This window comes from Duganella lactea, assembly GCF_009857505.1.
In the GTDB taxonomy this organism is placed as follows: domain Bacteria; phylum Pseudomonadota; class Gammaproteobacteria; order Burkholderiales; family Burkholderiaceae_D; genus Rugamonas; species Rugamonas lactea.
In genome coordinates this window covers 34,431-58,276 of sequence record NZ_WWCP01000009.1, presented here as the reverse complement: position 1 = coordinate 58,276, position 23,846 = coordinate 34,431, and the positions used below count along the sequence as shown (strand labels likewise).

Here is a 23,846-nt window from a genome sequence, read left to right as displayed (position 1 = left end):
GGCATGGCGCCGTCCCTGCTCCGCTTGCGCCGCGCCGGCGACATGCAGGGCAGCCTGCGCGGCCAGTTGCTGCGCTGGCTGCTGTGCCCCTTGCTGGTGCTGGTGGCGCTGAACACCATCTCGGTCTACCGCAACGCCAGGGACGCGGCGGATGTCGCCTACGACCGCTCGCTGCTGGCGTCGACGCGCGCGCTGGCCGAGCGGGTGTCGGTGGTGGGCGGCAAAGTGGTGGCCGACGTGCCCTACGTGGCGCTCGACAGCTTCGAGACCGACACCATGGGCCGCATCTACTACAAGGTCACCGGCATCGCCGGCGAAACGGTGTCCGGCTACGCCGACCTGCCGCCGGTGCCGACCGACGTGCCGCGCTCGGACGCCTATCCGGCGCTGGTGCGCTTCTATCACGCCGACTACAACGGCCAGCCGGTCCGCATCGCCGCGCTGCTGCAGCCGGTGTACGAGGATTCGATGCGCGGCATCGCGCTGATTCAGGTCGGCGAAACGCTGGAGGCGCGGCGCCTGCTGTCGAACCAGATCCTGTTCGATACGCTGATCTGGCAAGCCTCGCTGCTGGCGGCGCTGGCGCTGCTGGTGTGGTTCGCGGTACGGCTGGTGCTGCAACCGCTGATGCGGCTCAAGAGCGTGCTGGAGACGCGCGGCCCGAACGACGCCTCGGACGTCGACCCGGCGTTGGTGCACAAGGAAGTGCGGCCGCTGGTGGCGGCGCTCAACAGCTCGCGCGCACGCATGCATCTGCTGATCAGCAGCCAGCGGCGCTTCATCGCCGACGCCTCGCACCAGTTGCGCACTCCGCTGACGGTGCTCAAGACCCAGGCCGAACTGGCGCTGCGCGAATGCGACCGGCCCGGCGCCGATCCGGAACAGAGCAAGGCGGCGCTGCGCGAGATCGTCCGCAGCATGGCCGCCACCACCGACTCCACCGTCAATCTGGCCAACCGGCTGCTGGCACTGGCGCGCATCGAGCACCGCAGCGCCGACGGCGCCGACCACGCCGCGCCGGTGGCGTTGCGCGACATCGCGCGCCAGGTCGGGCTGGAGCTGGCCATGGCGGCGGTGGCCAGGCAGATCGACCTGTCGCTGGAGGCCGAACAGGAGGGCCGGGTCCACGGCCAGGCCTTCCTGCTGCATGAAATGCTGGCCAACCTGGTGGACAACGCGCTGCGCTACACGCCGGCCGGCGGCGCCGTGGCGCTACGGCTGACGCAGGACGCCGAACATGTGACGCTGGCGGTGGAGGACAATGGACCGGGCATCGCCGCCGCCGAGCGTGAGCGGGTGTTCGCGCCGTTCTACCGCGCCGCCGCCACGCTGGAGCGCAATCCGGGCGGCCACGGCCTCGGCCTGGCCATCGTGCGCGACATCGCCACGTTGCACGGCGCCACCATCACCCTGGACGACGGCGGCGGCGGCCAGGGCCTGCAAGTGCGCATCACCTTCAACGCGGTAAAATAGCGCGGCTTGGAACGACGACCGAATTACTGTCTCACATAGAACGCGCCGGTACACTTTTCTACCGGCGCCACAAGGAAGAATGATGATTAGCAAAGAAGAAATGGTCACGCTGTTTGCCGACATGAAGGCGAACGCACCATGGGATATCAGCAAGCCGCTGTTGTGGGGCTACTTTTTCGCCGACGCCGACAAGGCCAAGCTGGAAACCGCGCAGACCGCGCTGCAGGCCAAGGGTTACCAGATCGTCGGCATCTACGACTCCAAGCCGGACGGCGACAGCCCGGCGCTGTGGTGGCTGCATATCGAAAAGGTCGAAAAGCACACGGTCGATACGCTGCACGCGCGCAACCAGGAGTTCTACCAATTCGCCGAGGAACACCAGCTGGAATCCTACGACGGCATGGACGTCGGCCCCGCTTCCTGATCCCGCCCCCCCCAAAGGGCAGCGCGGGTCAATCGAACAGGCTATCGCAGCTGTTTGGCCATATCATGCAGTCAATATGGCCACCCTCTGACCCACCATGCTCTCGAAACTGTCGTTTCGCCAGCTGTTGTTGGGCGTCTTTTTGCTGATTGCCATGCTGCTGAGCGCCGCCTCGCTGCATGCCCTGTGGACGCTGGACCGCCTGGCCGCCCACAGCCGCGACAGCGGACGCCACGCGCTGGCGCTCACTGAAAACACCCAACAACTGGCCGAACGCAGCGTCGCCATGGCGCGCAGCGCGCGCCAGTACCTGGTGCTGGACGATCCGGCCTTCCGCCGTCGCTACGCCGACGCCTGGCGCGACGCCCGCGCCGCGCTGGACGCGGTGGCGGCCGCCCTGCCGCACACGCCGCCGGCGCTGTTCGAGCGCTGGCGCGAGACCGGCGAGCAGGCGTGGCACATCCTGCAGGCGCCGTCGCGCCCCGGCGCGCTGCGCAGCGCGCGCCAGCAGGCGCTGGAAAAGGCGCTGCTGCCGCTGCCCGGCCTCAACGAACAACTGGCCGCCGAGGTGCAACAGGAGGTCGAGCGCCGCAATGGCGCGCTGCTGGCCGAGCTGGACCGGCGCCGCGCCGTGCTCAAGGCGCAGGTGATGGCCTCGATCCTGATCGCCGCCGCGCTGGCGTCCGGCTTCGGCCTGTGGCTGTCGCGGCCGCTGGCGCAGATCGGCCAGGCCATCGACACACTGGGCGAGAACCGCTACGACCAGGTGATCGCCGTGCGCGGCCCGCGCGACCTGCAGCGCGTCGGCCAGCAGCTGAACTGGCTGCGCCAGCGCCTGGCCGACCTGGAGGCCGACAAGGCGCGCTTCCTGCGCCACATCTCGCACGAACTGAAGACGCCGCTGGCGGCGCTGCGCGAAGGCGTGGCGCTGCTGGAGGATGGCGTGGCGGGCGCGCTGTCGCCCGACCAGCGCGAGATCGCCGGCATCCTCAACCAGAACACGGCGGCGCTGCAGTCGCAGATCGAGGCGCTGCTGCGCTACAACGCCGCCACCTTCGACGCCCAGCACCTGCGGCGCCAGCCGGCCGACCTCGGCGCGCTGCTGGCACAGACCATCGACAGCCAGCGCCTGCAATGGCAGGCGGCGCGGCTGAGCGTGGTCAGCGAGGGCCGCGCCGCGCCGCTGGCGGTCGATGCCGACAAGCTGGTGATCGTCATCGGCAACCTGCTGTCGAACGCGGTGCGCTTCAGTCCGCCAGGTGGCCTGATCAGCTTCCGCCTCGGCGAACTGGACGGCAAGCTCGTGCTCGACTGCGTCGACCAGGGGCCGGGCGTGGCGGCCGAGGACGCGACGCGCATCTTCGAACCGTTTTATCAGGGACAACGCCAGCCGCCCGGCGCCCGGCGCGGCAACGGCATCGGCCTGTCGATCGTGCATGAATACGTGGCCGCGCATGGCGGCCTTCTGAAACTGATGCCCGCGCAGCGCGGCGCCCATTTCCGCATTGAACTACCTTATGAACACTAAGCTCCTTCTCCTGACGGCGTGCCTGGCCCTGTCGGCCTGCACGCTCAATTCACCGATGCCGGCGGCGCCGGCGGGGGGGCCACTTCAACCGCCGTCGCCGGCGCCGGTGGTCGAAGTGCTCACCCCGGCGGCGGCGGCGCCGGACGAGCTGACGCCGCTGCTCGGCTATCACCAGACGCTGCGCCGCATGAGCCAGGGCGAGCTGATGAAGGAACTCAGCGGGCTCGGCCAGCAGCCGCGCGGCCCGCGCGTGGCGGTCCAGATGGGCATGGCGCTGATGCTGACGCGCGGCAGCGGCGATCTGGCGCGCGCGCAGGCGCTGCTCGACAGCGTGGCCACCTCGGCCGACGTCGAGGCGGCGCCGTTCCGGCCGCTGGCGCAACTGCTGTCGAGCAACTGCGCCGAGACGCGCCGGCTGTCCGAGCACGCCGACAAACTGGCCGCGCAGCAAAAGGACAACCAGCGCCGCATCGAGCAATTGACCGACATGGTGGAGGGCCTGAAGGCCATCGAACGGACGTTGCCGGCGCGCCCGGCGCCAGCCTCGCAGGTGACCAAATGACGGCGCCGCTGCACGGCCAGGGCGCCCACCTGCTGCTGGTGGACGATGACGACGATCTGCTGCGCCTGCTGTCGATGCGGCTGACCGCCAACGGCTACCGCGTCACCGCGGTCGGCAGCGCCGAGGAGGCGCTGACGCGGCTGTCGATGGAGCTACCTCGTCTGGTAATCAGCGACATCCGTCTGCCGGAGCGCGACGGCATGTGGTTGTTCCAGCAGATCCGCCGCAGCTACCCGGCGCTGCCGGTGATCCTGCTGACCGCGCACGGCACCATTCCGGACGCGGTGGAGGCGACCACGCTGGGCGCCTACGCGTACTTGACCAAGCCGTTCGACGCCAAGGCGCTGCTGGAGCGCGTCGGCCAGGCGTTGAGCCTGGCCGCGCCGGTGGCCCGCGCCGACGAGGGCGACCAGGCATGGCGCGCCGACATCATCAGCCGCAGCCAGTGCATGGACGAGCTGCTGGCCGAGGCGCGCCTGGTGGCCGCGTCCGACGCCAGCATCCTGATCCGCGGCGAAAGCGGCACCGGCAAGGAAATGCTGGCGCAGGCGATCCACCGCGCCAGCCGGCGCGCCACGGCGCCGTTCATCGCCATCAATTGCGGCGCGATCCCGGAGGCGCTGCTGGAATCGGAACTATTCGGCCACGTCAAGGGCGCCTACACCGGCGCGGTGGGCGCGCGCGAAGGCCTGGTGCAGGCGGCCGACGGCGGCACGCTGTTCCTCGACGAGATCGGCGACATGCCGCTGCTGCTGCAGGTCAAGCTGCTGCGGGTGCTGCAGGAGCGCGTGGTGCGCCAGCTGGGCTCGGATGTGGCCCGGCCGGTCGACGTGCGCATCCTGTCGGCCACCCACCGCGACCTGGACGCCGCCATGCAGGAGGGCCAGTTCCGCGAGGACTTGTATTACCGGCTCAACGTCATCACGCTGACCTTGCCGCCGCTGGCGCAGCGGCGCGAGGACATCGTGCCCATGGCCAATCAGTTCCTGCAAATGCTGGCGGCCAAGTACGGCAAGACGGTGCGCGGCTTCGCGCCCGACGCGCTGGCGGCGCTGACCACCGCCGCCTGGCCGGGCAATGTGCGCCAGCTGTACAACGTGATCGAGCACGTGTGTGCATTGGCGACCGCACCGCTGATCCCGCTGTCGCTGGTGCAGCGCGCCTTGCGCGTGCCGTCGCTGGAGGTGCTGAGCTACACCGCGGCGCGCCAGCGCTTCGAGCACAACTATCTGGTCCAGCTGCTCAAACTCACGGATGGCAACGTCGCCGACGCCGCCCGCCTGGCCGAACGCAACCGCACCGAGTTTTATCGTCTGCTGCAAAAGCACAACCTGGACGCGAGCTTGTTCCGTGGCGATGTCGCCATTGAGCGACACGATGAAAACCTTAAAAATCAATGAGTTATAGAACACACTCCGGTGAACGTCGCCATTTCCCGACAAAATCACGGCAATCTGGACGAAAAATTCACGATGCTGCGATTTCCCATTAGAAATTTGGCCGCAAGCCATTGAAAATAAAGGGGAAATCAAAGCTGGCACAGGGTTTGCAAAGGAGTGGGTAACGTCACCGACGTTTTATCCTCAAACTCGATAAGTAAAGGAAGCAAATCATGATGACCAACAAACTGATCGCCCGCCTGATGGTAGCCGCCACCCTGACCGCCGCTGCCGCCACCGGAACCGCATTCGCCGCTGGCCAGCAAGATGCAGCCCTGGCGGGCGCCGCCAAAGCCGGCACCGCCACCAACGACGAGGCTATCACCAGCAAAATCAAGGCTTCCCTGGCCGATCAAAAACAGATCGGCGTGACCACCGCTGAAGGCGTCGTAACGCTGAGCGGCAGCGTCGCCAGCACCGACGAAGGCACCAAGGCCATTCAGGTGGCGTCGGCGGTACCCGGTGTGAAAGAAGTCAAAAGCGAACTGACCGTCGCCTCGAAGTAAACCGTCACGGCAAGCCCGCGATAGTAACGCTAGTAACAGCACCCTTTCCGGGACAGCGTGCGTAGACGCTGTCCCGGCTTTTTTTATTTTTCGCGCCGCTTGTCGGCCAGCATGGTGTCGGGCGGCGCGCCCAGTCGCGCAAGCGGGGCGGCGTCTGGCATCCGCCCAGCCTACGGCCGGATCGAACCCGGCCGTATTGAGGCAGTACGTATTGAGGCAGTACCAACCTAGCTGAGGTTTTCCAGGCGGATCTTGGTGACGCTGCCACCCACCGTCGACAGACTTTCCATCTTGGCGATGGCGGCGATGACGTTTTTCTCCTGCGTCTGGTGCGTCAGGAAGATGATGTCGGTCCGGGTTTCGCCCTCGGCCGGCTCCTTCTGCAGCATGGCGTCGATCGAGATGCCGGCGTCGGCCAGAATGCGCGTCAGGTCGGCCAGCACGCCCGGCTCGTCGCTGACGTTCATGCGCAGGTAGTAGCTGGTGGTCACTTCCGACATCGGCAGGATTTCGATGTTGGTCATCGCGTTCGGCTGGAACGCCAGGTGCGGCACGCGGTGCTCCGGATCGGCGGTGGCCAGGCGGGTGATGTCGACCAGGTCGGCGATCACGGCCGAGGCGGTCGGCTCCGCGCCGGCGCCCTTGCCGTAGTACAGCGTGGCGCCGACCGCGTCGCCCTGCACCAGCACCGCGTTCATCGCGCCTTCGACGTTGGCGATCAGGCGCCTCGATGGAATCAGGGTCGGGTGCACGCGCAGTTCCACGCCTTCCTTGCCGTTGACCTTGGCGCGCTTGGCGATGCCCAGCAGCTTGATGCGGTAGCCCAGTTGTTCGGCGTAGCGGATATCCACCGCGTTCAGCCTGGAGATGCCCTCCACGTGCGCCTTGTCGAACTGCACCGGAATGCCGAAGGCGATCGCCGACATGATGGTGGCCTTGTGCGCCGCGTCCACGCCTTCGATGTCGAAGGTCGGATCGGCCTCGGCGTAGCCCAGTGCCTGCGCCTGCTTCAGCACGGTGGCGAAGTCCAGGCCCTTGTCGCGCATTTCGGACAGGATGAAGTTGGTGGTGCCGTTGATGATGCCGGCGAACCAGTCGATGCGGTTGGCGGTCAGGCCCTCGCGCAGCGCCTTGATGATCGGGATGCCGCCGGCCACCGCCGCCTCGAACGCGACCATGACGCCCCGGTCCTGCGCGGCCTTGAAGATCTCGTTGCCATGCACCGCCAGCAGCGCCTTGTTGGCGGTGACCACGTGCTTGCCGTTGGCGATGGCCTGCAGCACCAGCGTGCGCGCCTCGTCATAGCCACCGATCAGCTCGACGACGATGTCGATTTCCGGATCGTTGACGATGTCGGCCGGGCTGGCCACCACCTTGACCTTGTCGCCGGTACGCGCCTTGGCGCGCTCCAGATTACGGGCCGAAACCGCCACGATTTCAATGCCGCGGCCGGCGCGGCGGCGGATTTCTTCCTGATTGCGCTCCAGCACATCGAACGTTCCACCGCCGACGTTGCCGACGCCTAACAAGCCTACTTTGATTGGTTTCATAATGTATTTCCAGAAATCTGACTTAAAAGCTGGCGCCGTGGCGCTTGCGGTAGCTTTCCATGAACTTGGCCATGCGGCCGAACGCTTCCACCATATCGTCCGAGTTCGGCAGGAACACGACGCGGAAGTGATCCGGCGCGATCCAGTTGAAGCCGCTGCCCTGGACGATCAGTACTTTGGTTTCGGCCAGCAGCTCGTAGGCGAACTGTTGGTCATCCGTGATCGGATAGATCTTCGGATCGAGCCGCGGGAACATGTACAGCGCCGCTTTCGGCTTGACACAAGTGACGCCCGGAATCTCGGTCAGCAGCTTGTAGGCCAGATCGCGTTGCTTCAACAGGCGCCCGCCCGGGCCCACCAGATCGTCGATCGACTGGTAGCCGCCGAGCGCAGTCTGGATCGCAAACTGTCCCGGCGCGTTGGCGCACAAGCGCATCGAGGCCAGCATGTTGAGGCCCTCGATATAATCTTTCGCGTGCGACTTCTCGCCCGACACCACCATCCAGCCGGAACGGTAGCCGCACGCGCGGTAATTCTTCGACAGGCCGTTGAAGGTCACGCACAGGATGTCATCGCACAGCGAGGCGATCGACACGTGCTGGGCGCCGTCGTACAGCACCTTGTCGTAGATTTCGTCGGCATAGATGATCAGGTCGTGCTGGCGCGCCAGCTCGATGATCTGCAGCAGCAGCTCGACCGGGTACAGCGCGCCGGTCGGATTGTTCGGGTTGATCACGACGATGGCGCGCGTGTTGGGCGTGATCTTGCGGCGCATGTCGTCGATGTCCGGATACCACTCCTGCTGCTCGTCGCACACATAGTGCACCGGCGTGCCGCCCGACAGCGACACCGCCGCCGTCCACAGCGGATAGTCCGGCGCCGGCACCAGCACCTCGTCGCCGTTGTTGAGCAGCGCGTTCATCGACATGACGATCAGCTCCGAGGCGCCGTTGCCGAGATAGATATCGTCGATCGCCACGCCGCGAATATTCTTGCCCTGGGTGTAATGCATCACCGCCTTGCGCGGCGCGAACATGCCCTTGGAATCGGTGTAGCCGGCGGCGTTGGACAGGTTGATCTTCATGTCCTGGACGATCTCGTCCGGCGGATCAAAGCCGAACACGGCCAAGTTGCCGATATTCAACTTCGTGATCTTGTGGCCTTCCTCCTCCATTTGCCGGGCTTTTTCCGGCACCGGGCCGCGGATCTCGTAGCAGACTTCCGCCAGTTTGTTCGATTTTTGAATCGGTCGCAAAATAAAATCCTGTGTATGTGAGGCAAACTTCTCTGACCTGCCAAACCGCCGGCGCCGGCCCGTGCTGCAATGCGAAAAGAACCATTCTGCCGAAAGCCTCCGATTTAATCAACCTTTCGGGCCGGGCCCACCCTGAAAACGCTACAATGGCGCTCCTTTTTGCCGTTTTTTACCTCCGCGTCCCGCCATGAAGCTCCATCAAAGCGATACCCAAAAATACCAGACCGTCACCGGCTACGACGCCAGCGGCGTCGAAATCAACGCCGAGCGCTACAACTACAGCCTGATCGTGCTGCCGGAAACCCCGCCGCGCCCGCTGGACGCGCCGACCTTCGAAGACCTGAGCGCCGCGCACTTCGACCTGATCGGCCAGGACAACCCGGACGTGGTGATCCTCGGCACCGGCGAGCGCCAGCGCTTCATCCATCCACGCCTGACCGCCGCGCTGACGCTGCGCCGCATCGGCGTCGAATGCATGGACAGCCAGGCCGCCTGCCGCACTTACAACATCCTGATGGGCGAGGGCCGCAAGGTGACGCTGGCCCTGATCATCCCGCCGGCCACCGCCTGACCCGATCGCGAAGCGCCCGATGAACGACCTGTATAACTCGAAGAAAGTGGTCTGGTCCCTGGTGGCCGTGTTTGCCCTGGTGTGGCTGTATGTACTGGGCATCCGCTCGCTGGTGCCGCCGGACGAGGGCCGTTACGCCGAAATGGCGCGCGAAATGTGGGCCAGCGGCGACTGGATCACCACCCGCCTGAACGGCATCAAGTATTTTGAAAAGCCGCCGCTGCAGACCTGGATGAACGCCCTCACCTTCAGCCTGTTCGGCCTGGGCGAATGGCAGGCGCGGCTGTGGACCGGCCTGTGCGGCCTGGGCGGCGTGCTGTTCACCGCCTACACGGCCAAGCGCGTGTTCGGCGCGCGCGCCGGCTTCTACGCCGGCCTGGTGCTGGGCTCCAGCCTGTTCTGGGTGGCCAGCGGCCAGATCAACTCGCTGGACATGGGCCTGAGCGGCATGATGACCATCGCCCTCGGCGCGCTGCTGATCGCCCAGCGCGACGACGCCACGCCCGCCGAGCGGCGCAACTGGATGCTGCTGTGCTGGGCCGGCATGGCGCTGGCGGTGCTGGCCAAGGGCCTGATCGGCCTGGTGCTGCCGGGCGCGGTGCTGGTACTTTACACCGCGCTGTCGCGCGACCTGGCCATCTGGCAGCGCCTGCACCTCGGCAAAGGCCTGCTGCTGTTTTGCGCCATCGCCGCGCCGTGGTTTGTGCTGGTGGCGCTGCGCAACCCGGAGCAGCCGCACTTCTTCTTCATCCACGAACACTGGGAACGCTTTTTACTCAAGACCCACCACCGCGAAGGTCCGTGGTACTACTTCCTGCTGCTGCTGATCCCCGGCGTGATGCCATGGCTGGGCCTGCTGCCGCAGGCACTGTGGCACGGCGCCCGGCGCGACCCGGGCGGCACGTTCCAGCCGCGCCTGCTGTTGCTGGTGTGGGCGGTGTTCATCACCTTCTTCTTCAGCGCCTCCAGCTCCAAGCTGCCGGGCTACATCCTGCCGGTGTATCCGGCGCTGGCGCTGCTGCTGGCGAGCTATCTGGAAGGCGCCGCGCGGCGGAGCCGCGTGACCGCCGCCGGCCTGGTGCTGCTGGCCGGCGTGGTGGGCATGGCCCTGCTGCCCTACATGGTCCAGAGCGGCGAGCGCCACCCGGACGAACGCCTGCTGCTGCAACTGTACCAGCCGTGGGTGCTGGCGGCCGCCATCGTGGCCGCCGCCGGCGGCGCGCTGGCGCTGCTGCATGCGCGCCAGCTGCGCCGCGACATGACCGTGCTGACCTTGGCGGTGGCCGGCTTTATTTCGGTGCAACTGCTGCTGGCCGGCTTCGAACACTATGGCCAGCTGCGCTCCGGCAAGGCGCTGGCGCTGGCGATGCGGGCCGAACTGCGGCCGGACATGCCGGTCTACTCGGTGCTGACCTACGAGCAGTCGATGACCTTCTACCTGGACCGCCCGGTCACGCTGGTGGAGTATTGGGACGAGTTCACCTTCGGCCTGCAGCAGCAGCCGGAACTGTCGATACCGACGCTGGACCAGTTCTACCAGCGCTGGCGCGCGCATACGGCCAACGGCAAGAAAGCCATGGCCATCGTCGGCCTCAACACGCTGCGTGTGATGCAAGGCCACGGTTTGCCGCTGCGCGTCGTCGCCCAGGACAGCCGGCGGGCCGTCATTACCAATCTGTAATGAATAAACCCATCAGTTGAGTTTTGCTCATTTTGGCGGCGGCGCGGCGCCCGCCGCCGCCGCCCCATCATGGCCGCGAGCCTGCGCGCGCGCTGCCCTGACTAGTCCAATGCTATTCTCGGCCGGGCCGGCGCGCACCGTGCTTCCCCGTTGTTCACACAACGAATCGGCGACGTAGTGATCCACGTAGGGGTTGCTTAACTGGCGCAGAGCTGCCGAACAATTTAGAATTGTAACCAGATCACCTATCAACCAGATTAATACCCATGAGCGCTGCGCTGCCCTTCCTGCCCTTTTCCCGGCCAACCATCGACGAGGCCACCATCACCGCCGTCGGCGAGGTACTGCGTTCGGGGTGGATCACTAGCGGACCGAAAGTGGCGGCGTTTGAAGCGCGGATGTCGGAATACTTCGGCGGCCGTCCGGTGCGCACCTTCAACTCCGGCACCTGCACCATGGAGATCGCGCTGCGCATCGCAGGCATCGGCCCCGGCGACGAGGTCATCACCACGCCGATCTCGTGGGTGGCCACCGCCAACGTCATCATCGAAGTCGGCGCCACGCCGGTGTTCGCCGACATCGACCCGCTGACCCGCAATATCGACCTCGACCAGGTGGAAGCGGCGATCACGCCACGCACCAAGGCCATCATTCCGGTCTACCTGTCCGGCCTGCCGGTGGACATGGACCGCCTGTACGCGATCGCCAACCAGCACGGGCTGCGCGTGGTGGAAGACGCGGCGCAGGCCTTCGGCGCGGAATGGCGCGGCCAGCGCATCGGCGCCTTCGGCGACTTCGTCTCGTTCAGCTTCCAGGCCAACAAGAACCTCACCACCGGCGAAGGCGGCGCGCTGGTGCTGAACAACCTGGAAGAGGCCAAACTGGCGGAAAAATACCGCCTGCAAGGCGTCACCCGCAGCGGCGTCGACGGCATCGATGTCGATGTCCTCGGCGGCAAATACAATATGAGCGACATCATGGCCGCCATCGGCCTGGGCCAGTTCGCCAACGTCGAGGCCATCACCGCCCACCGCCGCGCGCTGGCGCGCCGCTACTACGAGGCCTTCGGCCCGGCGTTCGAGGCGCAGAGCGGCGCCCAGCTGCCGCTGCAGGCGTTTGATTCGAGCAACTACCACCTGTTCCAGATCATCCTGCCGGACCGCGGTCCGACCACCCGCGCCGACTTCATGCGCGCCATGCAGGAGCGCTTCAACGTCGGCACCGGCTACCACTACGCGCCGATCCACCTGTTCTCCCTGTACCGCGCGCGCGGCTTCAAGGAAGGCATGTTCCCGGTCGCCGAAAAAGTCGGCCGCCTGACCGTGACGCTGCCGATGTTCTACGCCATGACCACCGCCGATGTCGACCGCGCCGTCGCCGCCGTGAAAGCGATCCTGATCCCATGAACGCACCGCTGATCAAACCCGAAATCTCCGTCGTCATCCCGGTCTACAACGAACAGGCCGGCTTGCCGACGCTGTTCGCGCGCCTGTATCCGGCGCTCGACAAGCTCGGCGCCCCCTACGAAATCGTGTTCGTCAACGACGGCAGCCGCGACAACTCGGTGTCGATCCTGGCCGAGCAGTTCCGCGTGCGCCCGGACGTCACCCGCGTGGTGCTGTTCAACGGCAACTACGGCCAGCACATGGCCATCCTGGCCGGCTTTGAGGCGGCGCGCGGCGAGATCATGGTCACGCTCGACGCCGATCTGCAAAATCCGCCGGAGGAAATCGGCAACCTGGTGGCCAAGATGCGCGAGGGCTACGATTACGTCGGCTCGATCCGCCGCAAGCGCCAGGACTCGGCCTGGCGCACCTACGCCTCCAAGGCGATGAACCGGCTGCGCGAGCGCATCACCAACATCAAGATCACCGACCAGGGCAATATGCTGCGCGCCTACGGCCGCAACGTGGTGGACCTGATGAACCAGTGCTGCGAAGTGAACACCTTCGTGCCGGCGCTGGCCTACCGCTTCGCCCGCAATCCGACGGAAATCGTGGTCGAGCACGAGGAACGGGCGGCCGGCGAATCGAAGTACTCGCTGTACAGCCTGATCCGCCTGAATTTCGACCTGGTCACCGGCTTCTCGCTGATCCCGCTGCAGTTCTACTCGATGCTGGGCATGGCGATGTCGTTCTTCTCGGCCATCATGGTGGTGCTGCTGCTGACGCGCCGCCTGTTCGTCGGTGTCGAGGCGGACGGCGTGTTCACGCTGTTCGCCATCGCCTTCTTCTTCATGGGCGTGATTCTGTTCGGCATCGGCTTGCTGGGCGAGTATGTCGGCCGCATCTTCCAGCAGGTGCGCGCGCGGCCGCGCTACGTGGTGCAGACCATCCTGCAGCAAGCGCAGGGCGAGCTGGCGCCGCGACCGGTCAGCCTTGAGAAACGCACGGTGGCGCGCCATCATGACTGAATTTGAAACGCCCAAGCGCGCCGTTGTCTTCGCCTACCACAACGTCGGCGTGCGCTGCCTCAAGGTGCTGCTGGCCGGCGGCGTCGACGTCGCGCTGGTGGTGACCCATGAAGACAGCGCCGGCGAAAACATCTGGTTCGAATCGGTGATCTCGCTGTGCCAGGCCGAGGGCATTCCCTACATCACGCCGGCCGACGCCAAGTCGCCGCAACTGCTGGCGCAAGTGCGGGCGGCCAAGCCGGACCTGATGTTCAGCTTCTACTACCGCCACATGCTGCCGGCGGCGCTGCTGGACGTGGCGCCCGCCTTCAATATGCACGGCTCGCTGCTGCCGGAATTCCGCGGCCGCGCGCCGGTCAACTGGGCGGTGCTGCATGGCGCCACCGTCACCGGCGCCAGTCTGCATGAGATGACCGTCAAGCCGGACGCCGGCGCCATCGTCGCGCAAATGGACGTGCCGATCCTGCCGGACGACACCGCCCACGAAGTCTTCGGCAAGGTGCAGGTGGCGGCCGAGCAGGCGCTGTGGCGCGTGCTGCCGTCGCTGCTGGCCGGCACGGCGCCGCGCCTGCGCAACGATCTGAGCAAGGGCGGCTATTTCGGCGGCCGCACCCCGGAAGACGGCCGCATCGACTGGCGCCAGCCAGCGCAGCAGGTCTACAATCTGCACCGGGCCGTGGCGCCGCCCTACCCCGGCGCCTTCACCGAACTGGACGGCGTGCGCTATGTGATTCAGCGCGCGCGCCTGGCCGGCAATGTCGTCGGCCTGAGTCTGCCGGCCGGCCTGGCCGTGGTCGACAATCGCATCTTCGGCGTGTGCGGCGATGGCCGCATGCTGACGATTTCCTCGCTGACCGCCGATGGCGTCGCCATCAGCGCAGCACAGTTGCAGTCGCGTTTGACTGCGGCGGCCTAATCATCACTGAGAATTCATCATGAAAAAAGTCCTCATCCTTGGCGTCAACGGCTTTATCGGCCACCACCTGTCGAAACGCATTCTGGCAACCACCGACTGGCATGTCTACGGCATGGACATGAACAGCGACCGCATTCCGGACCTGCTGGCGCACCCGCGCATGCACTTCTTCGAGGGCGACATCACCATCAACAAGGAATGGGTGGAATACCACGTCAAGAAGTGCGACGTGATTCTGCCGCTGGTGGCCATCGCCACGCCGTCGACCTACGTCAAGGCGCCGCTGCGCGTGTTTGAACTGGACTTCGAGGCCAATCTGCCGATCGTGCGCTCGGCCGCCAAGTACGGCAAGCACCTGGTGTTCCCATCGACGTCGGAAGTGTACGGCATGTGCCACGACGAGGAGTTCGATCCGGAGAACTCGGAGCTGATCTGCGGCCCGATCAACAAGCCGCGCTGGATCTACTCCAACGCCAAGCAGCTGATGGACCGCGTGATCTGGGGCTATGGCATGGAAGGCCTGAACTTCACGCTGTTCCGTCCATTCAACTGGATCGGCGCCGGCCTCGATTCGATCCACACGCCGAAGGAAGGCTCGTCGCGCGTGGTGACGCAGTTCTTCGGCCACATCGTGCGCGGCGAGAACATCTCGCTGGTCGACGGCGGCCACCAGAAGCGCGCCTTCACCGACATCGACGACGGCATCGACGCGCTGATGAAGATTATCGAGAACAAGAACGGCGCCGCCACCGGCAAGATCTACAACATCGGCAATCCGGTCAACAATTACTCGATCCGCGAACTGGCCGCCATGATGATGGAACTGGCCAAGCAGTATCCCGAATACGCCACCGGCGCCGCCAAGGTCAGGATCGTCGAAACCACCTCGGGCGCCTACTACGGCGCCGGCTACCAGGACGTGCAGAACCGCGTGCCGAAAATCACCAACACCTGCGAGGAACTGGACTGGAAGCCAAGCACCACCATGGCCGAGGCGCTGAAGAAAATCTTCGACGCCTACCGCAGCCAGGTCGCCGCCGCCCACGCGCTGATGGACTGACAGCTTGAGCGCCAAACCCCTGATGGTGTTGAAGATCGACGTCGACACCTACCGCGGCACCCGTGAAGGCGTTCCCCATCTGGTGCGCATGCTCAAAGCGCGCCAGGCCGGCGCCACCTTTTTGTTCTCGCTCGGCCCGGACCACACCGGCTGGGCGCTGCGCCGCGCGCTGCGGCCGGGTTTCTTCAGCAAAGTGTCGCGCACCTCGGTGGTCGAGCATTACGGCTTCAAGACGCTGATGTACGGTGTGCTGCTGCCCGGCCCGGACATCGGCAAGGACTGTGCGGCCGAGATGCGCGCGGTGCAGGACGCCGGCTTCGAATGCGGCATCCACACCTGGGACCACGTGCTGTGGCAGGACAACGTCGCTAAACGCGACGCCGCCTGGTCGACCGGCATGATGCGCAAGGCCGCCGCCCGCTTCACGCAAATCTTCGGCGTGGCACCACGCACCCACGGCGCCGCCGGCTGGCAGATGAACAATGGCGCCTTCCACGAACACGACGATGCCGGCTACGCCTACGCCTCCGACGGCCGCTGCGTGCTGAACCCCGACGGCACGCTGGCCAACCCGGCCGACGGCCCGCACCGCCTGGCCGACGGCGGGCGGGTGCTCAAGCACCTGCAGATGCCCACCACGCTGCCCACGCTGGACGAGCTGCTGGGTTGTGAAATCAACGGCGCCGTCATCACCACCGGCAATATCGCCGCGTTCCTGCTCCAATTGACCGAGGGCGCCACGCGCGACCACGTTTATACTTTGCATGCAGAGCTTGAAGGACAGAAACTCGCCCCCATATTTGAGCAGCTATTGGCAGGGTGGCAAGCGCAGGGATACCAATTGGCGTCCATGGCTGACTACTATCAGAAGATACGAACCCTGCCGATGCCGGTTTGCCCCATCACCTGGGGCGAACTGCCCGGACGCTCGGGCCAGCTGATCATTCAAGGCGCTGCCCAAGCTTAGTAACCCTCTCAGGAGACGCCTGTGGCTGATGTAGTAACCGATTTCTCCGCGCCGATGACCAGCGGCCAGACCTTCCAGTTGTCCGGCCGGCCGGCGCGTTATACCGTGCTGTTCTTCTACCCCAAGGACAACACCCCAGGCTGCACCACGGAAAACATGGCCTTCCGCGACCTGTATGAACAATTCCAGGCGGCCGGCACCGAAATCTACGGCATCAGCCGCGATTCGCTGCGCTCGCATGAGAACTTCCGCGCCAAACTGGGCCTGCCGTTCGAGCTGATTTCCGATCCGGAAGAGAAAGTCTGCGAGCAGTTCGGTGTCATGAAGATGAAGCAAATGTACGGTAAGACGGTGCGCGGCGTCGAGCGCAGTACGTTTGTGATTGACGCTAACGGCCAATTGGTGAAAGAATGGAGAGGCGTGAAGGTGGCGGGTCACGTCGATGAAGTGCTGGAATTTGTAGCGCATCAGGCTTGAGTTGTGCGGATGCGCGCTTCCAGTGTGCTTAAACCGTAGCGAGCGACACCACATTTTGAGTCAACACTGTAACTTTCCACCCTCCTCGGTGGCCAGCCGGCCACCTTGCGGTACCCATCGGGCAAGACCAATGCCCATCGGCAGTCTTTCACCGTTTTTCCCTAACGCATCCACCCCATCCGGTTTTACCGCTGCCGTCCGCCCGGCAGCACGCTGCATTGATGGGCGGATTCCTCCAGATATCTTTCGATTGAGATCCTGATGCCACTGCCAAAAATACCAAGTAAGCCAGCGACTATACTGTTGGCAAAAGATTACCCGAAGGCCACCGGCCGCGTGACGCCTGCCCTCGCGGCAGTCGCGGACATCGCCCCCGAGCCCGCACCAGCGCCGAAGAAAGCGGCGACCGTTAAAGCTGTTCCCGCGGCAAAGAAACCGGCCGTGGCCAAAACCCCGGCCGGCGGCAAATCCAAAGCCGTGGCCGCCGTGCTGAAGGCCGCGCCGGCGGTGCTGCAAGCCGCCGCCGACGCCGCCGAGGCCAAGGGCAAGCCTTCGCCGCGCGGCAAGGTCACGCCGATCGTGGCGGAGGCGCCGCATCCGGCCAAGCACAAGAGCAACGAGGTCGCGCTCAAGTCGTCCACCAGCCGCAACGCCGACCAGACCGGCACCACCAAGATGTTTGTGCTGGACACCAACGTGCTGATGCACGATCCTTCGTCGCTGTTCCGCTTTGAGGAGCACGACGTCTACCTGCCGATGATGACGCTGGAAGAACTGGACAACCACAAGAAAGGCATGACCGAAGTGGCGCGCAACGCGCGCCAGGTGTCGCGCACGCTGGACGCGCTGGTTTCCAACACCGACGACGACGCCATCGAGAACGGCATCCCGCTGTCCAAGCTGGGCAACAAGGACGCCAAGGGCCGCCTGTACTTCCAGACGCGCCTGCAAACGGCGGAACTGCCGGTCGGCCTGCCATCGGGCAAGGCGGACAACCAGATCCTGTCGGTGGTGCGCTCGCTGGAAGCGGAGCAGGCCGGCCGCGCCATCGTGCTGGTGTCGAAAGACATCAACATGCGCATCAAGGCGCGCGCGCTGGGCCTGCCGGCGGAAGACTACTTCAACGACCACGTGCTGGAAGACACCGACCTGCTGTACTCGGGCATCGTCCAGCTGCCGGACGATTTCTGGAACAAGCACGGCAAGGACCTGGAATCCTGGCAGGAAAACAAAAACGGCCAGAGCGCGACGTTCTACCGCGTCACCGGTCCGTTCGTGCCGTCGATGCTGGTCAACCAGTTCGTGTTCCTGGAGCCGAAGAATGGCGAAGCGCCGTTCTACGGCCAGGTCAAGCAGATCAACGGCAAGACCGCCGTGCTGCAAACCCTGCGCGACTTCAGCCACAACAAGAACAACGTCTGGGGCGTGACCGCGCGCAACCGCGAGCAGAACTTCGCGCTCAACCTGCTGATGAATCCGGAATGCGATTTCGTCACGCTGCTCGGCCAGGCCGGCACCGGTAAAACCCTGCTGGCACTGGCGGCCGGCCTGGCGCAAGTGCTGGAGACCAAGCTCTACAACGAAATCATCGTCACCCGCGTGACGGTGCCGGTCGGTGAAGACATCGGTTTCCTGCCGGGCACCGAGGAAGAAAAGATGTCGCCATGGATGGGCGCGTTCGACGACAATCTGGAAGTGCTCAACAAGTCCGATTCGGACGGCGGCGAGTGGGGCCGCGCGGCGACGCAGGACCTGATCCGTTCGCGCATCAAGATCAAGTCGCTGAACTTCATGCGGGGTCGCACCTTCGTCAACAAGTTCCTGATCATCGACGAGGCGCAGAATCTGACGCCGAAACAAGTGAAAACGCTGGTCACGCGCGCCGGCCCGGGCACCAAGATCATCTGCCTGGGCAATATCGCACAGATCGACACGCCGTACCTGACCGAGGGTTCGAGCGGCCTGACCTATGTGGTGGATCGCTTCAAGGGTTGGTCGCACAGCGGTCACGTGACGCTGGCGCGCGGCGAACGCTCGCGCCTGGCCGACCACGCCAGCGAAGTGCTGTAAGCTTCACGCGCTTCAAGGCAAAAGCCCCGCCGGCAGCAATGCCGGCGGGGCTTTTTTTACTTCTGGACGTTACCGATGTAGCGGTTGATGAAGCGGTACACCGTCTCGCCCCACAGGATGCTGTTGCTTTCCTTGGTCCAGCCATGGCCCTCGCCGGTCATCACCATCCACTCCACCGGCGTGCCCTGCTTGCGCAGCACGTCGCGCATCTTCTCGCCGTGGATCAGCGGCACGCGGCGGTCCTCGCTGCCGTAAGCCATCAGCACCGGCGCCTTGATCTTGTCGGCATTGCCGATCGCCGACACCTTGGTGAAGTAGGCCTCGTCGGTCTTCGGATCGCCATGCATCTTGGCGCCGAGATCGTCCATCACCGGGCCCGACATGTCGGACCAGTTGACGGTGAACAGCATCTTGACGTCGGTCACGCCCACCCAGTTGACGCCGCATTTGTACAGGTCCGGATTCTTCACCAGGCCGTACATGGTGGCATAGCCGCCGTAGCTGGCGCCGATGATGCACACGCGGTTGCGGTCGACGATGCCCTGCTTGACCAGCTCCTCGACGCCATCGGTGATGTCGTCCTGCATCGCCAGGCCCCATTGCTTCCAGCCGGCCGTGTGGTGCTTCCAGCCAAAGCCGGTCGACATGCGGAACTGCGGCTGGAACACCGCGAAGCCACGCGAGGCCAGCATCTGCGTCATCGGATCGAAGCCATAGACGTCACGCGCGTGCGGGCCGCCGTGGATGTAGGCCACCAGCGGCAAGGCTTTCGGCGCCTGCCCTTCCGGCAAGGTCAGGTAGGCGGGGATGGTCAGGCCGTCGCGCGCCTTGTAGTGGATCACGGTCTGCTCGGACAGCTTCTTGCCGTCCAGTTCAGGCTTGACGCTGTACAGCGGCTCCAGCGACTTCTTCACCGTGTCGAAGTAGTACAGCTTGCCGACATTGTTGACCCCGACGGTGGTGACGATCGCATGGTTGCCGCGCCACTGGAAATACACCTGCTGGCCGGGGAAGCTGGCGTCCAGCGACGCCTGCAGGCGCGCATAGTCTTCATCAAAATAATACCGCTCCGGCTTCATGCCGTTGACCGTCACACCCACCACTTTCTTGCGCGCTTCGTCGAACGCCAGGCCGTCGGGAATGTCGACCTCAGCATGCTCTGCGATCAGCTCGCCGGGGGCGTTCTTGGCCATATCCCAGATGTGCACGCCGGCCTTGTCGCGGCCGTTAAAGCGGCCGGCGACGAACAGCGTCTGGTTGTCGAAGTCGAAGCCGAGCGGATTCATCTCCTTGCCGTCGCTGAGATAGGCCTTGTAGATCGGCGTCCACGGCGACTTCTCGTCGGCGCGCAGGTACACGGTCTGCTGGATGCGCTGGGTCTTTTCCTCCATCTTCATCGACGAGGCCACGCGGATAACGTTGTTGTGGTCCAGCACCCATTGGCTGACCGCGCCCGGGTTGTTGTAGGTCAGCAGCGTCATGCGGCCGTTGGTGGTGTCCAGGCGGAACACGTCGCTGGCGCCGAGGTCGGCGTCGCGGCCGCGCTCATTGTTGACGACGATCAGGTCGTTGCTGTTGTCGCCCACGCGCTGCAACACCGACACCGGCTTGTACGGCAAGCCATTGCCACTGGCCTCCTTCATGCTGATGACCAGCTTGCGGAAGCCGCTGCCGTCGCTGTTGACCGCGAACAGACCGCCGCCGGTCTGCTTCTCCAGCACTTCGTCGGTCCCCTTGTTGATGCTGAACACCAGACGGCGATTGTTGACCCACTGCGGGTTGGCCACATTCCAATCGGGATCGGAGGCCACCACGGTCGAGGCGCGGGTTTCCAGATTGATCACCGCCAGCACAAAGCGGCCGTTGCGCGGCGTCAGCACCGCCATATTCTGGCCGTCCGGCGACAGCACCGGGCGGCCGCTGAATTCGGCTTTCCTGAAGAAGTCGGCAATGGGAATGGATGCGTCGGCCTGTGCGGTGCCGTGGACGCCCACGCCCAGCAAGAGGGTGCTGAGCACCAACGGAATAATACGTAATTTCACGACAGTCTCCTCGATTATATCGATGAAAAAAGCGCCGTCGCCTCGCGGCCACGGCGCCCTATTCCTATTACTCACACAGGATTACTTGAAGCGGTATTCCGCGGTGACCTGGAAGTAACGGCCCATGGCGTCATGCAGATCCGCGAAGTAGTTATTCGAGTCGTTCGGGTGGAACGGCGGTTTGCGGTCAAAGGCGTTCTGGATCGAGAACTTCAGCTTGGTGTTCTTGAAGCCGGTGTAGCTACCGCCCAGGTTGACCACGGTGAACGATGGGATACCGGTGCACAGCGCCGGGAATCCTTCGGTCCCCAGCGAGCATTCCAGGGTACGGTCCGGCACCGAGGCCATCTTGCCGATGAATATGGTGTCCGCCGACAGCTCATAGGCCGCCTTCTTCCATGCCAGACCGAGAGTGCCCTGCACCGACGGCGTGCCGCGGGTGCCGGCGTACTCGATCAGCGCATCGTTCGGCGACGGCGCGTTCTTGAACGATTGCGTATGGCTCAGGTTCAAGGTCGGCGTCAGCACGCCGTACTCGCCCATGTTGATGCGGCCGGTCAGCTTGAGGTCGGCGCCGCGAATCTGGGTCACCGCCACGTTGGTCAGCAGCATACGGATGTTGGTGACTTCACCGGCGGTGGCGCCGGCGGCGCGGTCGGCGTCGGTCAGCGGATCGCGGGTGATGCCCACCGCCGGGTCGCCAGCGTAGCGCGCCGGGTCGGCCAGCACCTTGTCCAGGTTATAGGTGCTGATTTCGTCGACACGCTTGATCTGCCACAGGTCCAGCGTCGCCAGGAACGACGAGTTGGGTTCCCATGCCAGACCGATGGTGTAGCTCTTCGCGGTTTCCGGCTTCAGCGCCGGGTTGGCGCCGCTCTGATAAGCACTGGAAGCACTGCAGCCCAGCGTGTAGCGGGCATTGCAGCGTGCCGGATCGCGGAACTGCAGGAAGGCATTGCGGACATCGGTCGAGTTCTCGACCAGCGTCGGCGCACGGAAGCCTTCGGCATAGGTGCCGCGCACCATCAGCGTCGGCGTGGCGGTCCATTTCAGGCCGACTTTCGGCGTGGTCGAATTGCCGTAATCCGAATAGTGGTCGTGACGCACAGCCAGTTGCGCCTCCAGCGATTTCAGCAGCGGCACGGTTGACTCGACGTAGACCGAGGCGATACGGCGGCTGTTGGAGAAGCCCGGCGGCAATTGGGCCTGATGGTACAGCTCGCCCTCGACGGCCAGCGGATCGGGATCGGTACTCAGCGACTCCTTGCGGAACTCGGTGCCGACCGCCAGGCCAACCGCGCCGGCTGGCAGGTTGAACAGTTCACCGGAGACCTTGCCGTCGAGCTGAGTCAGCGACGACTTGAAGCGGTTGACCGGGCTGGCGGTAATCGAGTCGTACAGCGTCTGGTTGGCAGCGCCGCCGCCAAAGATGAACTTGCCGCTGGTGTAAGCATCGATAAACGGCGTGGCCAGAATCGCGCTGGTGTTGCGTGAGGTGACCTTGCTGTCGGTGCGCAGCAGCGCGGTTTCCCAGTCCCAATTCTGGACCACGCCCTTGACACCGACCAGATAGCGGCCGAAGTCGGTGGTATTGTCCTGGCCCTGACCGGGGAAGTCGCGCAGCGAGGCGCGCACGCGGACGGTGCCATTGCCGCCGGCCAGCGTCTTGCCGTCCGGACCGATCAGATCTTTCGGGTATTGTGGGTGGGTGATCGGCAACGCCGGCGTGCTCTGGCCGTTCTGGCCGGCGACCCAATGCAGCAGCCCGGTCACACGCGCCTTTTGGCGGTTGAACATCAGTTCGCTGAACACGGTGGTCGTGGCGTCCGGCTGCCAGGTCAGGCGGCTGGTGATGCCCAGACGATCAGTCTTGCCGGCGGCGTTGACCGAGCTGTCCTTGAAGTCGTCGAACACGCAAGCGGTGCCGGTCGAGCCGGCCGATAGCACACTCGACGCCGGCACCAGGCGGTCGGCCGGGCAGTTCTTGTCCAGCGAGCGCGAGGTCAGCTGGCCGGTGGCCTTGTCGGTCCAGTAGATGTTACCAGGATAGGTGTACAGCGTGCGGCGATCCTTGTAGCCCCAGGCGCGCAGGTCTTGCGTGCTGAGGTAGTCGTCGCGTTTGTACAGGAACATCGGGTCGCGCTGGCGCAGGTCGACGGTGACGTAACCATTGTAGTGGTCTTCGACCAGGCTGCCGGCGCCGAAGCTGAGGGTGGCGCGTTTCTGTTCGCCGTCGTTGTGGCTGGATTTGCCATACGAACCGCCCAGCTCCAGGCCATTGAAGCTGTCGCGCAGGATGATGTTGACCACACCGGCCATCGCTTCCGAGCCGTAAATCGCCGACGCGCCATCCTTGAGGATTTCGACGCGCTCCACCGCGGCGATCGGAATCGAGTTCAGGTCGACGAAGGTGGTCTGGAATTCCGGCTGCGCATACGGCGCAAGGCGGCGACCATTGATCAGGACCAGCGTGGCCTGGCTGCCGAAGCCGCGCAGGTTCAGGCCGGCCGCGCCGGCCGAGAAGCCATTGGTGCGGGTATCACTGATGCCGCCAACGTTGGCGGAAATCGTGCGCAGCACCTCGTTGAGCGAGGTGGCGCCGCCGCGTGTCAGCTCATCCTTGGTGATGATCTGCACCGGCGAGGCGGTTTCCAGCGTCAGGCGGCGCAGGTTGGAGCCGGTCACATACACTTTGTGCTGGACCGATTGATCCTCCTTCCCGGCGGCCTGGGCTTGCGGCTCGGCCTGCGTTATCAGATTGGCTTCCTGCGCATAGGCGGACGGCCCCATCAAAGCGACGCCGGCCAACGCGCCGAGCGCCATCCGAACCACGGTAACACTGGTTTTCACTTTTAACATCGCTCTTCCCTTGGTGTAGTTGATTAATTATTATTTTATCAAGCTGCAATAAT

The 23,846-nt window shown here is 64.8% G+C and carries 19 protein-coding genes; 15 read left to right on the top strand and 4 right to left on the bottom strand.

The window, feature by feature from the left end:
- Nucleotides 1–3 precede the first annotated feature (3 nt).
- From GTP44_RS10050 to GTP44_RS10025, 6 genes are all read left to right on the top strand, one after another.
- Nucleotides 4–1,473 (top strand): sensor histidine kinase, encoded by a 1,470-nt coding sequence (locus GTP44_RS10050; RefSeq protein ID WP_161019317.1) that lies wholly within the window; start codon nt 4–6, stop codon nt 1,471–1,473.
- Nucleotides 1,474–1,555: 82 nt separating this feature from the next.
- Complete coding sequence (locus tag GTP44_RS10045; protein WP_161019316.1) at nt 1,556–1,897, top strand: ribonuclease E inhibitor RraB; 342 nt, start codon at nt 1,556–1,558, stop codon at nt 1,895–1,897.
- Nucleotides 1,898–1,994: 97 nt separating this feature from the next.
- Complete coding sequence (locus tag GTP44_RS10040) at nt 1,995–3,425, top strand: sensor histidine kinase (protein ID WP_161019315.1); 1,431 nt, start codon at nt 1,995–1,997, stop codon at nt 3,423–3,425.
- Complete coding sequence (locus GTP44_RS10035) at nt 3,415–3,987, top strand: hypothetical protein (RefSeq protein ID WP_161019314.1); 573 nt, start codon at nt 3,415–3,417, stop codon at nt 3,985–3,987. The genes GTP44_RS10040 and GTP44_RS10035 overlap by 11 nt, the downstream gene beginning before the upstream one ends.
- Entirely contained in the window at nt 3,984–5,387 is a 1,404-nt protein-coding gene (locus GTP44_RS10030; protein WP_160991589.1) for a sigma 54-interacting transcriptional regulator, read from the top strand. Before GTP44_RS10035 ends, GTP44_RS10030 begins: the two co-directional genes overlap by 4 nt.
- A gap of 212 nt (nt 5,388–5,599) precedes the next feature.
- Nucleotides 5,600–5,932, top strand: coding sequence for a BON domain-containing protein (locus GTP44_RS10025; protein WP_160991588.1), 333 nt, complete (start codon nt 5,600–5,602; stop codon nt 5,930–5,932).
- 227 nt (nt 5,933–6,159) lie between these two features.
- Here GTP44_RS10025 and GTP44_RS10020 read toward each other — a convergent pair whose 3' ends face one another.
- Both GTP44_RS10020 and GTP44_RS10015 read right to left on the bottom strand, forming a co-directional pair.
- Nucleotides 6,160–7,482 carry a homoserine dehydrogenase gene (locus GTP44_RS10020; RefSeq protein WP_160991587.1) on the bottom strand — a complete coding sequence of 441 codons (1,323 nt, stop codon included), beginning with the start codon at nt 7,480–7,482 and terminating at the stop codon, nt 6,160–6,162.
- Nucleotides 7,483–7,504: 22 nt separating this feature from the next.
- The gene (locus GTP44_RS10015) at nt 7,505–8,737 is read right to left on the bottom strand and encodes a pyridoxal phosphate-dependent aminotransferase (protein WP_160991586.1); all 1,233 of its coding nucleotides are present in this window, start codon (nt 8,735–8,737) and stop codon (nt 7,505–7,507) included.
- Nucleotides 8,738–8,924: 187 nt separating this feature from the next.
- Between GTP44_RS10015 and GTP44_RS10010 the strand changes: the two genes are divergently transcribed.
- The 9 genes from GTP44_RS10010 to GTP44_RS09970 all read left to right on the top strand — a co-directional run bounded on the left by GTP44_RS10010 (nt 8,925) and on the right by GTP44_RS09970 (nt 18,892).
- Entirely contained in the window at nt 8,925–9,308 is a 384-nt protein-coding gene (locus GTP44_RS10010; RefSeq protein ID WP_161019313.1) for an Mth938-like domain-containing protein, read from the top strand.
- A 19-nt stretch (nt 9,309–9,327) separates the two neighbouring features.
- A complete protein-coding gene (locus tag GTP44_RS10005; RefSeq protein WP_161019312.1) occupies nt 9,328–10,989 on the top strand; it encodes a glycosyltransferase family 39 protein in 1,662 nt (553 codons plus the stop codon).
- 266 nt (nt 10,990–11,255) lie between these two features.
- Nucleotides 11,256–12,395: a DegT/DnrJ/EryC1/StrS family aminotransferase gene (locus GTP44_RS10000; protein WP_161019311.1), complete on the top strand. Its 1,140-nt coding sequence runs from the start codon at nt 11,256–11,258 to the stop codon at nt 12,393–12,395.
- A gap of 11 nt (nt 12,396–12,406) precedes the next feature.
- On the top strand, nt 12,407–13,402 hold the full coding sequence (locus GTP44_RS09995; RefSeq protein ID WP_161019376.1) for a glycosyltransferase: 996 nt from the start codon (nt 12,407–12,409) through the stop codon (nt 13,400–13,402).
- The gene (locus GTP44_RS09990) at nt 13,395–14,318 is read left to right on the top strand and encodes a formyltransferase (protein ID WP_161019310.1); all 924 of its coding nucleotides are present in this window, start codon (nt 13,395–13,397) and stop codon (nt 14,316–14,318) included. Before GTP44_RS09995 ends, GTP44_RS09990 begins: the two co-directional genes overlap by 8 nt.
- 19 nt (nt 14,319–14,337) lie before the next feature.
- Nucleotides 14,338–15,378, top strand: coding sequence for a bifunctional UDP-4-keto-pentose/UDP-xylose synthase (locus tag GTP44_RS09985; RefSeq protein WP_161019309.1), 1,041 nt, complete (start codon nt 14,338–14,340; stop codon nt 15,376–15,378).
- Between the two features lie 22 nt (nt 15,379–15,400).
- Nucleotides 15,401–16,345: a polysaccharide deacetylase family protein gene (locus GTP44_RS09980; RefSeq protein WP_160991670.1), complete on the top strand. Its 945-nt coding sequence runs from the start codon at nt 15,401–15,403 to the stop codon at nt 16,343–16,345.
- A 21-nt stretch (nt 16,346–16,366) separates the two neighbouring features.
- Nucleotides 16,367–16,822, top strand: coding sequence for a peroxiredoxin (locus GTP44_RS09975; protein ID WP_160991580.1), 456 nt, complete (start codon nt 16,367–16,369; stop codon nt 16,820–16,822).
- 261 nt (nt 16,823–17,083) lie between these two features.
- Nucleotides 17,084–18,892 (top strand): PhoH family protein, encoded by a 1,809-nt coding sequence (locus GTP44_RS09970; RefSeq protein ID WP_161019308.1) that lies wholly within the window; start codon nt 17,084–17,086, stop codon nt 18,890–18,892.
- A gap of 56 nt (nt 18,893–18,948) precedes the next feature.
- Here GTP44_RS09970 and GTP44_RS28195 read toward each other — a convergent pair whose 3' ends face one another.
- Together GTP44_RS28195 and GTP44_RS09960 are read right to left on the bottom strand one after the other, a co-directional pair.
- Entirely contained in the window at nt 18,949–20,934 is a 1,986-nt protein-coding gene (locus tag GTP44_RS28195) for a S9 family peptidase (protein ID WP_161019307.1), read from the bottom strand.
- A gap of 81 nt (nt 20,935–21,015) precedes the next feature.
- A complete protein-coding gene (locus tag GTP44_RS09960) occupies nt 21,016–23,793 on the bottom strand; it encodes a TonB-dependent receptor (RefSeq protein WP_161019306.1) in 2,778 nt (925 codons plus the stop codon).
- Nucleotides 23,794–23,846: the final 53 nt, after the last annotated feature.

Bases quoted from the DNA above. Each gene is read 5' to 3' on its own strand.
- GTP44_RS10050 (WP_161019317.1), top strand. From the start codon at position 4: ATGGCGCCGTCCCTGCTCCGCTTGCGCCGCGCCGGCGACATGCAGGGC.
- GTP44_RS10045 (WP_161019316.1), top strand. From the start codon at position 1,556: ATGATTAGCAAAGAAGAAATGGTCACGCTGTTTGCCGACATGAAGGCG.
- GTP44_RS10040 (WP_161019315.1), top strand. From the start codon at position 1,995: ATGCTCTCGAAACTGTCGTTTCGCCAGCTGTTGTTGGGCGTCTTTTTG.
- GTP44_RS10035 (WP_161019314.1), top strand. From the start codon at position 3,415: ATGAACACTAAGCTCCTTCTCCTGACGGCGTGCCTGGCCCTGTCGGCC.
- GTP44_RS10030 (WP_160991589.1), top strand. From the start codon at position 3,984: ATGACGGCGCCGCTGCACGGCCAGGGCGCCCACCTGCTGCTGGTGGAC.
- GTP44_RS10025 (WP_160991588.1), top strand. From the start codon at position 5,600: ATGATGACCAACAAACTGATCGCCCGCCTGATGGTAGCCGCCACCCTG.
- GTP44_RS10020 (WP_160991587.1), bottom strand. From the start codon at position 7,482: ATGAAACCAATCAAAGTAGGCTTGTTAGGCGTCGGCAACGTCGGCGGT.
- GTP44_RS10010 (WP_161019313.1), top strand. From the start codon at position 8,925: ATGAAGCTCCATCAAAGCGATACCCAAAAATACCAGACCGTCACCGGC.
- GTP44_RS10005 (WP_161019312.1), top strand. From the start codon at position 9,328: ATGAACGACCTGTATAACTCGAAGAAAGTGGTCTGGTCCCTGGTGGCC.
- GTP44_RS10000 (WP_161019311.1), top strand. From the start codon at position 11,256: ATGAGCGCTGCGCTGCCCTTCCTGCCCTTTTCCCGGCCAACCATCGAC.
- GTP44_RS09990 (WP_161019310.1), top strand. From the start codon at position 13,395: ATGACTGAATTTGAAACGCCCAAGCGCGCCGTTGTCTTCGCCTACCAC.
- GTP44_RS09985 (WP_161019309.1), top strand. From the start codon at position 14,338: ATGAAAAAAGTCCTCATCCTTGGCGTCAACGGCTTTATCGGCCACCAC.
- GTP44_RS09980 (WP_160991670.1), top strand. From the start codon at position 15,401: ATGGTGTTGAAGATCGACGTCGACACCTACCGCGGCACCCGTGAAGGC.
- GTP44_RS09970 (WP_161019308.1), top strand. From the start codon at position 17,084: ATGCCACTGCCAAAAATACCAAGTAAGCCAGCGACTATACTGTTGGCA.
- GTP44_RS09960 (WP_161019306.1), bottom strand. From the start codon at position 23,793: ATGTTAAAAGTGAAAACCAGTGTTACCGTGGTTCGGATGGCGCTCGGC.